General features: G+C 61.2%; 11 protein-coding genes. 6 read left to right on the top strand and 5 right to left on the bottom strand.

What is annotated here, in order from left to right:
* Both NKH16_RS18120 and groES read right to left on the bottom strand, forming a co-directional pair.
* Positions 1 to 499, bottom strand: a 499-nt coding sequence (locus NKH16_RS18120; protein ID WP_352900851.1) for a TCP-1/cpn60 chaperonin family protein, incomplete at its 3' end; no start/stop codon positions are given.
* Positions 500 to 561: 62 nt separating this feature from the next.
* Positions 562 to 858 carry a co-chaperone GroES gene (groES, locus tag NKH16_RS18115; RefSeq protein WP_006203049.1) on the bottom strand — a complete coding sequence of 99 codons (297 nt, stop codon included), beginning with the start codon at positions 856 to 858 and terminating at the stop codon, positions 562 to 564.
* A gap of 217 nt (positions 859 to 1,075) precedes the next feature.
* On the opposite strand from groES, the gene NKH16_RS18110 reads away from it, so the two are divergent.
* A complete protein-coding gene (locus NKH16_RS18110; protein WP_352503383.1) occupies positions 1,076 to 2,011 on the top strand; it encodes a bifunctional helix-turn-helix transcriptional regulator/GNAT family N-acetyltransferase in 936 nt (311 codons plus the stop codon).
* Between the two features lie 40 nt (positions 2,012 to 2,051).
* On the opposite strand, the gene NKH16_RS18105 is transcribed toward NKH16_RS18110, so the two are convergent.
* Entirely contained in the window at positions 2,052 to 3,440 is a 1,389-nt protein-coding gene (locus tag NKH16_RS18105; RefSeq protein ID WP_352900847.1) for an FAD-binding oxidoreductase, read from the bottom strand.
* Positions 3,441 to 3,580: 140 nt separating this feature from the next.
* Between NKH16_RS18105 and NKH16_RS18100 the strand changes: the two genes are divergently transcribed.
* From NKH16_RS18100 to NKH16_RS18080, 5 genes are all read left to right on the top strand, one after another.
* Positions 3,581 to 4,489 (top strand): LysR substrate-binding domain-containing protein, encoded by a 909-nt coding sequence (locus NKH16_RS18100; RefSeq protein ID WP_352749814.1) that lies wholly within the window; start codon positions 3,581 to 3,583, stop codon positions 4,487 to 4,489.
* 156 nt (positions 4,490 to 4,645) lie between these two features.
* A complete protein-coding gene (locus NKH16_RS18095; RefSeq protein ID WP_352749816.1) occupies positions 4,646 to 5,125 on the top strand; it encodes a MarR family winged helix-turn-helix transcriptional regulator in 480 nt (159 codons plus the stop codon).
* Positions 5,122 to 6,300 (top strand): HlyD family secretion protein, encoded by a 1,179-nt coding sequence (locus NKH16_RS18090; protein WP_352749812.1) that lies wholly within the window; start codon positions 5,122 to 5,124, stop codon positions 6,298 to 6,300. Before NKH16_RS18095 ends, NKH16_RS18090 begins: the two co-directional genes overlap by 4 nt.
* A 299-nt stretch (positions 6,301 to 6,599) precedes the next feature.
* Positions 6,600 to 8,135, top strand: a complete 1,536-nt coding sequence (locus NKH16_RS18085) for a DHA2 family efflux MFS transporter permease subunit (RefSeq protein ID WP_023674328.1) — start codon at positions 6,600 to 6,602, stop codon at positions 8,133 to 8,135.
* A 174-nt stretch (positions 8,136 to 8,309) separates the two neighbouring features.
* Complete coding sequence (locus NKH16_RS18080) at positions 8,310 to 10,997, top strand: EAL domain-containing protein (RefSeq protein WP_352900842.1); 2,688 nt, start codon at positions 8,310 to 8,312, stop codon at positions 10,995 to 10,997.
* A 43-nt stretch (positions 10,998 to 11,040) separates the two neighbouring features.
* Here NKH16_RS18080 and NKH16_RS18075 read toward each other — a convergent pair whose 3' ends face one another.
* Positions 11,041 to 11,559: a CAP domain-containing protein gene (locus NKH16_RS18075; RefSeq protein ID WP_352750252.1), complete on the bottom strand. Its 519-nt coding sequence runs from the start codon at positions 11,557 to 11,559 to the stop codon at positions 11,041 to 11,043.
* 238 nt (positions 11,560 to 11,797) lie between these two features.
* On the bottom strand, positions 11,798 to 12,250 hold the full coding sequence (locus NKH16_RS18070) for a MarR family winged helix-turn-helix transcriptional regulator (RefSeq protein WP_352750251.1): 453 nt from the start codon (positions 12,248 to 12,250) through the stop codon (positions 11,798 to 11,800).
* Between the last annotated feature and the right edge of the window lie 34 nt (positions 12,251 to 12,284).

Raw genomic sequence — 12,284 nt, 5'->3', positions numbered from 1 at the left:
GCATCGCTTCCGCGATCATCGAGCCGACCGACACGTCGCCATTGCCGGCGATGGTGCCGACCTGGGCAACCTCTTCCGAGGTCTTGATCTTCTTGGCGTTCTTGATCAGCGTCGCGACGACGTCGGCGACGGCGAGGTCGATGCCGCGCTTGAGGTCCATCGGGTTCATGCCGGCGGCAACCGACTTGTGGCCTTCCTGGACGATCGACTGTGCCAGAACGGTCGCGGTGGTGGTGCCGTCGCCGGCGATGTCGTTGGTCTTCGAAGCAACTTCGCGGACCATCTGCGCGCCCATGTTTTCGAACTTGTCCTCAAGCTCGATTTCCTTGGCGACGGTGACGCCGTCCTTGGTGATGCGCGGTGCGCCGAACGACTTGTCGATGACGACGTTGCGGCCCTTGGGGCCGAGCGTGACCTTCACCGCGTCGGCGAGGATGTTGACGCCGCGCAGCATGCGCTCGCGAGCGTCGCGGGAGAATTTTACGTCTTTGGCAGCCATTTTTAGCTCCTGGCACGGGCTTGGATTGAGCCCGAAGATTTAAATGAGGGTGAGGCCGATATTCAGCCGATGATGCCCATGATGTCGGATTCCTTCATGATCAGAAGGTCTTCGCCATTGAGCTTGACTTCGGTGCCCGACCACTTGCCGAACAGGATGCGGTCACCGGCCTTGACGTCCAGCGGGACGAGCTTGCCGGCTTCGTCGCGGGCGCCGGAACCGACGGCGATGATCTCGCCTTCCTGCGGCTTTTCCTTAGCCGTGTCGGGGATGATGATCCCGCCCGCGGTCTTGGATTCGGATTCGACCCGACGAACGACCACGCGGTCATGAAGCGGGCGGAACTTCGACTTTGCCATTTTTTATTCCTCGATGAGAATGGTGAGAACAGTTCCTCCGTCCGGCGGCGCCGGACATGTGGTTAGCACTCATCTTGGGGGAGTGCTAACGTGGCGCTGAAATAGGCTGGCAACTCGCGCGAGTCAAGGCGCCCGGTGAGCATCATCAGGACAATTGCTTCAAACGGATACTTGACTAAGTCAACTAAATCGCTGATCTTGCCGGGAGGAGGATGCCATGACCATTCATCATCACCCAGGCAAGGAGCGGATCGACGCGGTGCGGGCCTTCAACCGCTTCTACACCCGCCAGATCGGGCTGCTCGACGAAGGGCTGCTGAAAAGCACCTTCTCGCTGACCGAGGCGCGAGTGCTCTATGAGCTGGCGCATCGCGATGGCCTGACCGCCACCGACCTTGGGCGCGATCTCGGCCTCGATGCCGGTTATCTCAGCCGGCTGCTGAAGAAGTTCGAGGAGCGTGATCTGGTCGAGCGCGCCACGATCGAGACGGATGCACGGCGTTCGACGATCGCGCTGACCAAGGCCGGGCGGCAGGCCTTCGCGCCGCTGAACCAGGGTTCGCACGACCAGGTCGCGGCATTGCTCGACCGGCTTCCAGTTCCCGAACAGGACAGGCTGGTCAAGGCCATGCAGACGGTACAGCGTCTGCTGGGCGGAAGCGCCGAGCCCAAAATTCCCTATATGCTGCGGCCTCTGCAAGTCGGCGACATCGGCTGGATTATCCATCGGCAGGGCCTGCTCTACGCACAGGAATATGGCTGGGACGAAACCTATGAGGCGCTGGTCGCCGAAATCCTCGGCGCATTCGTCAAATCCTTCGATCCGAAATGGGAACGCAGCTGGATCGCCGAGCGGCAAGGCGAGGTCGTCGGCTCGGTCTTCGTCGTGCGCCAGTCGGACGCGGTGGCGAAGTTGCGCCTACTCTATGTCGAGCCGTCGGCGCGCGGCCTCGGCATCGGCAAGCGGCTGGTCGAGGAATGTATCGGCTTTTGCCGCGCCACGGGTTACACGACACTGACGCTGTGGACCAACGACGTGCTCGCCGCCGCCCGCCACATCTATGAGGCTGCGGGCTTTAAATTGACCAACGAGGAGCGCCACCATTCCTTCGGCAAGGATCTGGTCGGCCAGAACTGGAATTTGGAGCTGTAGCAGCGCCGCAGAATTTCGAGCATCGGCCTGGGGCGGTCGCTCAGGTCGCAGGCTTAGTGTTTTGGTTCAAGCGAAAGAAATTGGTGGGATCATACTTGTTCTTTAGTGCGGCCAACCTCGGATAATTCTCGCCGTAAGCTGCCAGAACCCGATCAGTGCCTTCTTCGCCGAGATTATTCGCATAGACGCCGCCGGTCGAGAACGGTCTCATTGCATCCCACAGGTCGCGCGCCCATCGGATGTGCGTTTCGTCGTCAGACGGATTGTCCCAGATCGATATCGGGAAGCAATCGTAAAGTGCATCTCTGTTGGCGTAGGGCGTTCCGTCCATCGGTACTCGCGAGATGGCGCCGCCAACCTGCTGCAGGACTAGAAGCGATTCGCTGGGTGCAGTCATGTAAGCCGCAAGCATGGTATCGATCGCCTGATCTGTGATTTCGCGCATGAACTGCGCCTTCCAGTAGTAGCGCCGCCCGCGCGGAAAGAGGCTGTCCCCGGCCGATTGGATTTGAAGATAGGGGACAGGAGCAATCCGGCGCTCAACTGGCGTGCCATACTCTCTCAGAGGTTGAATGATTTGCTGGCCTTCGTCGAGTGGGCCGATGTAGCACGCCGATATGCTGAAGAAGCGTTCGCCCGAGGGCGCCGTCACAAGTGCTGCATCCAGGCTCAGCTCATCCGGGGCGCCGCTCGAGAACGCACGATAGAACCGCATCGCTTCGCGTGCCTCTGCGTAGCGGTATAGCATCGATCCCGCGATGAGGAGCGGACCCACGGGATGGAGCTTGTATTCGAAGGTGGTGACTATTCCGAAATTGCCGCCGCCGCCCCGAATGCCCCAGAACAAATCTGCATTTTCGGCCGCGTTTGCCGTGAGCAACCGGCCGTCCGCCGTCACGATTTCGACAGCGACAAGGTTGTCGCAGCTCAGTCCATGTTTGCGGCCAAGCTTGCCGAACCCGCCGCCGAGTGTCAGTCCGGCTATGCCGGTATCCGCGTTGACACCCATGGTCGTCGCAAGACCATGGACCTGTGTGGCTGCGTCGAACTCGCCCAGGTTCAGGCCGGCTTCGGCGCGCGCGACACGGCGGATCGGGTCGACTTCGATCCGCTTCATGCGTGACACATCGATCACCAAGCCGCCGTCGCATACCGAACTGCCGGCGACGTTATGACCACCGCCGCGGACGGCGACGAGGAAGCCTTGCGATCGGGCGAAGTTGACGGCCGTGACGACATCGCTGGATTCGGCGCAATAGAAGACAGCCGCCGGCCTCTTATCGACCATGCCATTCCAAACTCTGCGCGCCTGGTCATAGCCAGGATCGTCCGCAAGGATCAGATCGCCGCGAATCGCCTGCCTGAGCCGGGCGATATCTGGCGCCTGCAACGTCGGCTCGGAACCGTCTATAAGCTTGAACATGCTCATCGAGGGATACCCTTCGTGATCCAGCACGGTCGGACAGGCCGCTGTCGTTCACCGGATCATAAATATCTCATGCGGCGCCATTCGCTGCAAAATCGAATATCTCAGTCGCTGGATGAGCTAAATTCATCTAAACTGCCTGGATGAGAAAACTTCCGCCGCTCGGGTCGCTTCGCGCCTTCGAAGCCGCTGCCAGGCTGATGAGCTTCAGGAAGGCCGCGACGGAACTCGGAGTGACGCCAACGGCCATCAGCCACCAGATTCGATTGCTGGAGGAGGTCTGTGGGCAACTGCTGTTCCGGCGGCGCCCACGACCGCTCGTGCTCACAGGCGTGGGCGAACGGCTATTCCCGGTAATTTGCAGCGGCTTCGACGCTTTCGCTGCGGCAATAGCATCAGCCTCGGCCGGAGTTGGCCAACGCCCGTTGCGCGTGACGAGCCCAAATGCATTTGCCAGCCGATGGCTGGTTCCGCGCCTGTCGAAGTGGCGCGAACAGCATCCGAACATTCCACTGGAGATCATCGGGACAGACGCCGTTCTGGACCTGCGAGCCGGTGACGCCGACGTCGCGATCCGCTATGCGCGCAGGATGCCGCGGGATGTTCCCGCGCAGGAAATTTTTCGGGACGCATTCTTTCCGGTATGCAGCCCGGAGCTGTTCGCAGGAGGCGACCGACAGATCGAGCGCGCCGCCGATCTGCTGCAATACCCGCTCATCCATTTCAATTGGACGAACCGCGACCCGGAAGCGCCGACTTGGCAACGATGGCTGACGATCGCACGCTCGATCGATCCCAGCATCCCCAATGCCAACCAGGCATGGGACCTAAGCTTCCGCGAAGAGCTGCACGCGATTGACGCGGTAGCGGCAGGCCAAGGTATCGCTATCTGCAGCGATGTGGTCGTCAGTGGCGAACTCGAGGCTGGCAGGCTAGTCAAGGCACATGATCTCTGTCTGCCAGGCTATGGCTTTTACCTTGCCTGCGTAGCCAATCACCCCCGACAAGCGCATATCGAAGCGTTTTCCGCCTGGATGAGATCGATAGTCTGAGCATCTGAACGCCGATCTTCTGCATGCTCGTCACAAGCGCCCGGCGTAATAAATTGCTAACCACGATCGCCCTGCACCGACTGCCATGCACACTCGCCGGCTTCTGGCACAATCCGGCTCCTTGAATTATGAGCACGCTTATTATATATGTCGCTCATGGTTTCCGACGGCATCGACAGATTGGGCTTTTTGATCCACGACGTGCAGCGCCTGATGCGCAAGCGCTTCGAGGCGCGCGCCAGTGGTTTCGGCCTTTCTTCGGCGCAATGGCGGCTTCTGGTACGTGTCGCCAAGGAGGCGGGTGTCGCGCAGGCGCGGCTTGCCGAGCTTCTCGAAATCGAGCCGATCAGCGTCTCGCGTCTTGTCGATCGCATGGAGGAGGGCGGCTGGATCGAGCGCCGTCCCGACGCAACCGACAGACGAGTGCGCATGATTTTCCCGACCGCCAAGGCGGACGCGGCCTACACCCATGTCAAGAGCCTTGCCGGCGAGGTTTATGAGGAATCGCTCGTTGGCGTTTCGCCGGAAGATCGCCGCGTCCTGGTCAGGGCGCTGGAGACAATGGTGCAGAATCTTGCAGATGGTGAGACGCCGCCCTCGGAAAAAGTGAAGAATACGGAAGGCGCAGCAGCATGAACGCGGTAGCCAAACTAGATGAGAATGCGGCCAAGCTGGAGATGGAAGCTCCCGCGAAGCCGGCGGCAGCTCCGGTAACAGTCGCTCCGCAAATAGCTCCGGCGCCGGTGGCGCTGAAGAAGAAGCGCCGTGCCGGCCGTTTCCTTTTGATGTTTGTGCTGCCCGCTGCGTTGATCGCCGGCGGCAGCTATGTCTGGGTGACCGGCGGCCGCTATCAGGAGACCGAGAACGCCAATCTGCAGCAGGCCAAGGTGTCGATAGCCGCCGATACGGCGGGCCGCATCGTTCAGGTCGACATTTTCGACAACCAGTCTGTCAAGCAGGGCGGCGTGTTGTTCGCTATCGATCCCGAGCCCTACCGGATCGCATTGGCTCAGGCCGACGCGGCGGTGGCCGGCGCACGGCTCAATGTCGAGCAGCTGCGTGCGGCCTACAGCCAGGCGCTGGCGCAGGAGAAGTCCGACGAAAGCCAGGTCCAGTACGCGCAGTCGCAATATGACCGCGCCGCCGACCTTGCCCGCAAGGGCATCAACGCCAAGTCGTCTCTGGACGAAGCCAAGAACGACCTCGACAAGGCGAAGCAGCAGCTGGCCGTGGCCCAGCAAGGGATCGTCAGCGCCAAGGCGGCACTTGGCGGCAGTCCCGACATCGAGACCGACAAGCATCCAACGGTAATGGCGGCGCTCGCCGCACGCGACAAGGCGGCCTACGATCTGGTCCAGACCACGGTCAAGGCACCTGCCGACGGCATCATCAGCCAGGCCGCTTCGTTCAAGGTCGGCCAGTATGTCGGTTCGGGCACGCCGCTGTTTTCGCTGGTCGAGACCGGCGACACCTGGGTCGACGCCAATTTCAAGGAAACCCAGCTCACCAACATGAAGCCGGGCCAGAAGGCCGAAATCGTGGTCGATACCTATCCGGGCAAGACGTTCGAAGCCACCGTCAAGGCGATCGGCGCCGGCACCGGGGCCGAGTTCTCGCTGCTGCCCGCGCAGAACGCCACCGGCAACTGGGTCAAGGTCACGCAGCGCATTCCGGTCCGCCTGGAATTGGCCGATGCCGACGCCAAGACGGCGCTGCGCACCGGCATGAGCGCGACGGTCACGGTGGACACCGGCGTTTCCCGCGGGCTGCCGAACATTTTCCGCCGCGCCACGGCAGGCGAGGCGAGGTAAAGAGGCCTGGTAGCGGCCGCATAGCAAACAGCGAGATGGATGCAGGATTGGTCCGAGGGAGGCGCAGGAAAAGTTGAATGCGTGGACGGGCTGCGCTGTAGCCTGCCTGAGCAGACAACGCCGCGCAGGATCTTCGGTCCTTCCGGGCGGCAGGCGCCCGCTTTGTCGAGACGCTCAGTCGATGTAACCCCCACATCGATGCTCGCGTCCCACCGCGATGAGGGTCTCTCTACAGCGAGGGCCTCGCCGTCCGGAAACCTAATGTACACGTTTTTGTTACCTGCTGGAAGTTTTAGCTCATGAGCAGCCCAGAACCCTTTCGCGAAGTACCGCACCGCGGCCTGATCACAGTTGCGCTCATGCTTGCGACGATCATGCAGGCGCTCGACACGACGATCGCCAACGTTGCGCTGCCGACCATGACCGGCGATCTCGGCGCCTCCCCCGACAACATCAACTGGGTGCTGACCTCCTACATCGTTGCCGCGGCGATCATGACGCCGGTGACCGGCTGGCTTGCCGACCGCTTCGGCCGCAAGGAGCTGTTCCTGACGGCCGTGGTCGGTTTCACCGTCTTTTCAATGCTGTGCGGCATCGCCTGGAGCCTTGAGACCATCGTTTTGTTCCGGCTCATGCAAGGCGTGTTCGGCGCGGCCATCGTGCCGCTGTCACAGACCTTCCTGCTCGACATCAACCCTAGGGAACGCCACGGCCAGGCCATGGCCATCTGGGGCGCCGGCATCATGCTGGGACCAATCCTTGGCCCGACGCTGGGTGGCTGGCTGACCGAGAATTTCAATTGGCGCTGGGTGTTCTTCATCAACCTGCCGGTCGGCATCATCGCCTTCCTTGGCATGGCCGCATATCTTCCCAGCGTCGCCCGTCGCGTGCGCAGCTTCGATTTCTTCGGCTTCACCATGCTCTCGCTCGGTGTCGGCGCGCTGCAGCTGATGCTCGATCGCGGCGGCGAGGTCGACTGGTTTTCCTCGATCGAGATATGGATCGAGCTTGGTCTTTCCATCACCGGCTTCTGGGTATTCACCATACATACGTTGACGGCGGAGCACCCCTTTATCGACCCCAAGATCTTCCTCGACCGCAATTTCGTCACCGGGCTGGCGTTCATCTTTGTCATGGGCGTGCTCATCCTGGCGAGCATGTCGCTGCTGCCGCCAATGCTGTCGACCATCTTCGGCTATCCGACCCTCACCATCGGCGTCGTCCTGGGGCCGCGCGGTGTCGGCACGATGATCGCGATGCTGTTCGTCGGGCGGATCATGCACAGGATCGATGCCAGGATCCTCGTCGTCATTGGCTTCCTGCTGACCGCGCAATCGCTCTACACGATGTCGAGCTTTTCGCCGCAGATGGACAACTGGCTTATCCTCAGTTCCGGCGTCATCCAGGGCCTTGGAATGGGAATGGTGTTCGTGCCGCTGTCCACCGTGGCTTTCGCCACGCTCGACGCACGTTTCCGCACCGATGCAACGGCGCTGTTCAGCCTGGTGCGCAATCTTGGCTCGTCGATCGGCGTATCGGTGGTGACGGTTCTGCTGGTACGCAACACGCAGATCAACCACGCCGAGCTCTCGGCCTATATCAATCCGTTCAACCCCAACCTCTGGGCGGCATCGCCGGCAGCGGCGGGCGGCGATCCGACGGCGCTGTCGCTGATGGATCGCATGGTCAATATCCAGGCGATGATGATCTCCTACGTCAATGACTTCAAGCTGTTGATGATGATGACGCTGCTTGCTGTCCCCTTTGTTTTCCTGCTGCGCAAGCCAAAGGCGGCGCCGCCCGCCGGTGGGGCGCCTGCCGCGCATATGGACTAAGTTCTCACGGCTCCGGCACCGCGACCGGCTCACGGCTTCCGTTGCCTGTGCCGGTAGCGTCGGCGTTGAGCCAGGTTCACCTGCCATTAGTATATCCGGACCAATATGCAGTCGCTTTTGGGTTGAAGGCGAGCCTCCTTTGCTTGCCTCAAGCATCAGCGGGAGGAATTGTGTTTGGCCACGAAGTCATCCAGGCAAACCGCCGGCGCGCCCGAATCCGCAAATTTGACGACGCTGGCACAACTGGCGACTGCCTCATATGAGGCCCTCGAGCGCGAGCTTCGCGCCACGATTGCGGCACTTCAGGACCAGGCACTGCGGTTCCAGACCGCGATAGAGAACATCTCGCAAGGCATCTGTTTCTTTGATGCCGATGAACGGCTGATCCTGTGCAATCGACGCTATGCGGAAATCTATCGCCTTGCACCGGAGCAATTGCAGCCGGGTGCGGCGCTGCGCGAAATCGTCGAGCGGCGCGTCGCTGTCGGAACCTCGGCAATGAATGCGGACGCTTATCTGGCGTTGGCCCGGGCAGTCAATTCGGGCACGGCTTCGGGGAACTGGACAGCCGAGCTCGCCGATGGCCGGACAATTCAGGTCTGCCATCAGCCGATGCCTGACGGCGGCTGGGTGGCCACGCATGAGGACATCAGCGAGCTCAGCGCCAACCGCTTGGTCGTCGACGAGCGTATCTCCTTGCAGACGCTGATCGACCTGGTGCCTGACTACATGTGGGTGAAGGACACCGAAAGCCGCTTCGTCGTCGCCAACCGAGCCATTGCGTCCGACAGCGGTCGAGACAGCACGAGCGACATGATCGGTCTGAGCGACTTCGACCTTCACGCGCCGGATCTTGCGCAGAAATTTCGCCTCATAGAGCAGCAACTGATGCGCGACGGACAACCGATGATCGACGAGGAGGAGTTCGTCGTCGATGCGTCAGGCACCGGCAAATGGTTCCTGTCTACGAAACTGCCGTTGCGCAACGTTCAGAACAACATTTTCGGCCTCGTCGGCATTGCCCGCGACATCACTGCGCGCAAGCAGGCCGAAATCCTTCGCGACGGGCAGGCGCATATCCTCGAGATGATCGCAAAGAGCGCTCCCCTCGAAGACGTGCTCGAGCGGCTCATGCGTCTGGTCGAGTCCCAACTGGCGGGGATATTCGGTTCGGTCTTGCTGCTCGACAAGGATGGCAGCCACTTGCGCCACGCCGCCGCGCCGAGCCTGGCGAGAGACTACACCGACGCCGTCGACGGCGCCGCGGTAGGCCCAAGGGCAGGGTCTTGCGGTACCGCAGTCTATCGGCGCGAGCCGGTGATTGTCGCTGACATCATGCAGGATCCGCTTTGGCAGGACTATCGCGAACTCGCGCGGCCACACGGTTTGCGTTCATGCTGGTCGACGCCGATCCTGTCGCATCAGGGCGCCGTGCTCGGCGTTTTTGCGATGTATTCTATGACGGTGCGCGAACCGACCGAGGCCGAGACTCGCCTCATCGATTTCACCACGCGCATCGCCGGGATCGCCATCGAACGCAAACAGGCCGAAGACCGGATCCACTTCATGGCCAATCATGACGTGCTGACCGGGCTTCCCAATCGCGCCTTGTTGGAGGACCGGCTTTCACAGGCGCTCTTGTACGCCCAGCGATACGATCGCTGGGTGACAGTGGTGTTCATCGATCTGGACAATTTCAAATTCGTCAACGACACGCTCGGCCACAATGCCGGCGACGAGCTTCTGAAGACCGTCGCAAGTCGCATGGTCGACTGCGTCCGGGCGACCGATACCGTCGTGCGGCTTGGCGGCGACGAATTCGTCGTCGTGCTTTTCGACCAGCCGGCGAACGTCGATCTCGTTTCTGAGACCTTGCAAAAGCTCAGGGCTGCACTCGCCGAACCGGTTCAGCTCGGAGCGCATCTTGTGCGGGCGACGGCCAGCATCGGCATTGCCAACTATCCCAAGGATGGGACGGATCCCGACACGCTGCTGGCAAATGCCGACGCGGCCATGTATCGCGCCAAGGAATTCGGCCGCGATAATTTCCAGTTTTACGCTCCGGAGTTCAACACCAGGGCGCATGAAAAATTCGTGCTTCAGGAAGAGTTGCGAAACGCCTTGGCGCGTTCGGAATTCACGCTGCTCTACCAACCGCAGGTGGACCTTCGGTCAGGTCGGGTTTTTGCGGTCGAGGCGCTGATACGCTGGAACCACCCAACGCTTGGCACGGTAATGCCGACGATGTTCATCCCGACCGCCGAGGAGACAGGTCTGATCGTACCGATCGGCGACTGGGTTCTGCATGAGGCGTGCCGGCAGAACAAAGCCTGGCAAGACGCAGGACTGCCGCCCTTGACCGTTTGCGTGAATGTGTCGGCGCGGCAATTCAGGGAGCGCAACCTGATCGATCGCATCGTCAGCGCGCTGAAGGACAGCGGCCTGGAGGCCAGGTATCTCGAGCTCGAGGTGACCGAGAGCCTTATCATGCAGGATATCGAGCTGGCGGTCGCCACCATGAACGCCCTGCAAAGCCTGGGTGTCCAGATCTCGATCGATGATTTCGGCACCGGCTATTCCAGCCTCAGCGCACTCAAGACCTTTCCCGTGGCGCGGCTGAAGATCGACAAGTCCTTCATCAAGGATCTCGCCGCCGACGAGAACGATCAGGCTGTGGCCAGCGCGGTGATTTCATTGGGGCAAAATCTCAACCTGAGGGTCATCGCCGAGGGCGTTGAGACAGATGATCAGGTGGCTTTCCTGCGCAGGAACAATTGCGACGAAATGCAGGGCTACCATTTCAGCAGGCCGGTTTGTGCGCAGGACATCGAGGAATTGCTCGGCGGCGGCCGCAAAGACTGACGGATCGGTCGCCAGCAGGCTTCCGCCGTCCAAATGGTGGAAGTTATCTGCCGAGCACAAGGCACCAGTAGCGAAGCGTGCTGTCGCGGCCGTCGCGCACATAGGCGAGGCCGAAGCGGGTGAAGCGCGGGTCGAGCATGTTGCGGCGGTGGCCTGGCGAATGCACCCAGATATCGAACAGCTTCTGCTGGTCGAAGCGGCCTTCGGCAATATTTTCGGCGGCAGCGCCGGCAATGCCATTGTCTTTGACGCGCGAGGCAAAGTCCCTGCCCCAGCCGGTGGTGTGGTTCATTCGGCCGCCGCGCGCCATGTATCCGGCCTGCTGGAGCGCCGCCTGCTCGAGCCGGGCATCGGGGGCGAGCGGCCCCAGACCCGCCGAAGCGCGGATGCCGGCCAGGGTGCCGGCGGCGGAAGCAGAGACGCCGGCGCTATCGCCGATTGGCAGCACGGCGGTTGCGCAGGCGGTGAGCCCGGCAAGGGCGCCAAGGCCGGCAGCTCTGAGCAGCACGCGCCTGCTTAGGCTTGGTTGGGCCTCATAATTTTCGATTTTCGTAACGGTCATGCCCGCCTGACATAACCGCGATGATGGCTTTTGCCGGGCAGGGCGGTGAAAATGCGTGATGAATGGTTTCGACGCGATGACACTTTGTCGGATTGATTTCACCGCTCAATCGAAACAGGCCTGCTCGGATGGCAGCATTCGCCCAGACGGCTGTTCGGGCTCGATACTCCCAGGAGCTCGATACCCAGTCAGGCCTTCACGGACAGAGAGCTTCTTTTTCCCCACCTTTGCGGCTTCACTAGCGCTGGGGAGGTATCCTCGGTTGCAAATTTTCTCTGGGGGATATCGCTTGCAATGACGACCGGAGCGATTCGTACGCCTGAGCACCAAGCAGCCTTCGGTATTGGTCTTCGAGACGCTGATTGAAATCGTGGACGGTCCGGATCACCGCAAGCGCCGCATCAGTTGCAACGATTAGTTTGGCCCGTCGGTCGTTCGGATCATGCGAACGCCGAACATAACCGAGGCGCTCCAGTTCATCGATCAACTCACCCATCGATGCTTTGCCAATGCCAGCACGCTCTGCGAGGACGCTGGGTCGGGTTCCTTCCGCGTCGATGTTGGCGAATACAGCGCCGTGTTTGGGCTTGATTGCCGAATGGCCGCTCTCCCGGAGAACCTGGACCAAAGCGCTCGCCGACGATTGATAAGCATAGAGAAGCAGAGACTGCGTGTATGGCTGATTATCCATCTTTCCAAACTTATATGGTGCCCATATAGTATGG

Origin of the sequence: Mesorhizobium sp. M1307 (assembly GCF_040318155.1) — a bacterium.
In the GTDB taxonomy this organism is placed as follows: Bacteria; Pseudomonadota; Alphaproteobacteria; order Rhizobiales; family Rhizobiaceae; genus Mesorhizobium.
This window is presented reverse-complemented; position numbering and strand designations above follow the sequence as displayed.

What these genes read in the sequence shown, in the direction of transcription:
- groES (WP_006203049.1), bottom strand. Translation starts at nt 858, where the DNA reads ATGGCAAAGTCGAAGTTCCGCCCGCTTCATGACCGCGTGGTCGTTCGT.
- NKH16_RS18110 (WP_352503383.1), top strand. Translation starts at nt 1,076, where the DNA reads ATGACCATTCATCATCACCCAGGCAAGGAGCGGATCGACGCGGTGCGG.
- NKH16_RS18105 (WP_352900847.1), bottom strand. Translation starts at nt 3,440, where the DNA reads ATGAGCATGTTCAAGCTTATAGACGGTTCCGAGCCGACGTTGCAGGCG.
- NKH16_RS18100 (WP_352749814.1), top strand. Translation starts at nt 3,581, where the DNA reads ATGAGAAAACTTCCGCCGCTCGGGTCGCTTCGCGCCTTCGAAGCCGCT.
- NKH16_RS18095 (WP_352749816.1), top strand. Translation starts at nt 4,646, where the DNA reads ATGGTTTCCGACGGCATCGACAGATTGGGCTTTTTGATCCACGACGTG.
- NKH16_RS18090 (WP_352749812.1), top strand. Translation starts at nt 5,122, where the DNA reads ATGAACGCGGTAGCCAAACTAGATGAGAATGCGGCCAAGCTGGAGATG.
- NKH16_RS18085 (WP_023674328.1), top strand. Translation starts at nt 6,600, where the DNA reads ATGAGCAGCCCAGAACCCTTTCGCGAAGTACCGCACCGCGGCCTGATC.
- NKH16_RS18075 (WP_352750252.1), bottom strand. Translation starts at nt 11,559, where the DNA reads ATGACCGTTACGAAAATCGAAAATTATGAGGCCCAACCAAGCCTAAGC.
- NKH16_RS18070 (WP_352750251.1), bottom strand. Translation starts at nt 12,250, where the DNA reads ATGGATAATCAGCCATACACGCAGTCTCTGCTTCTCTATGCTTATCAA.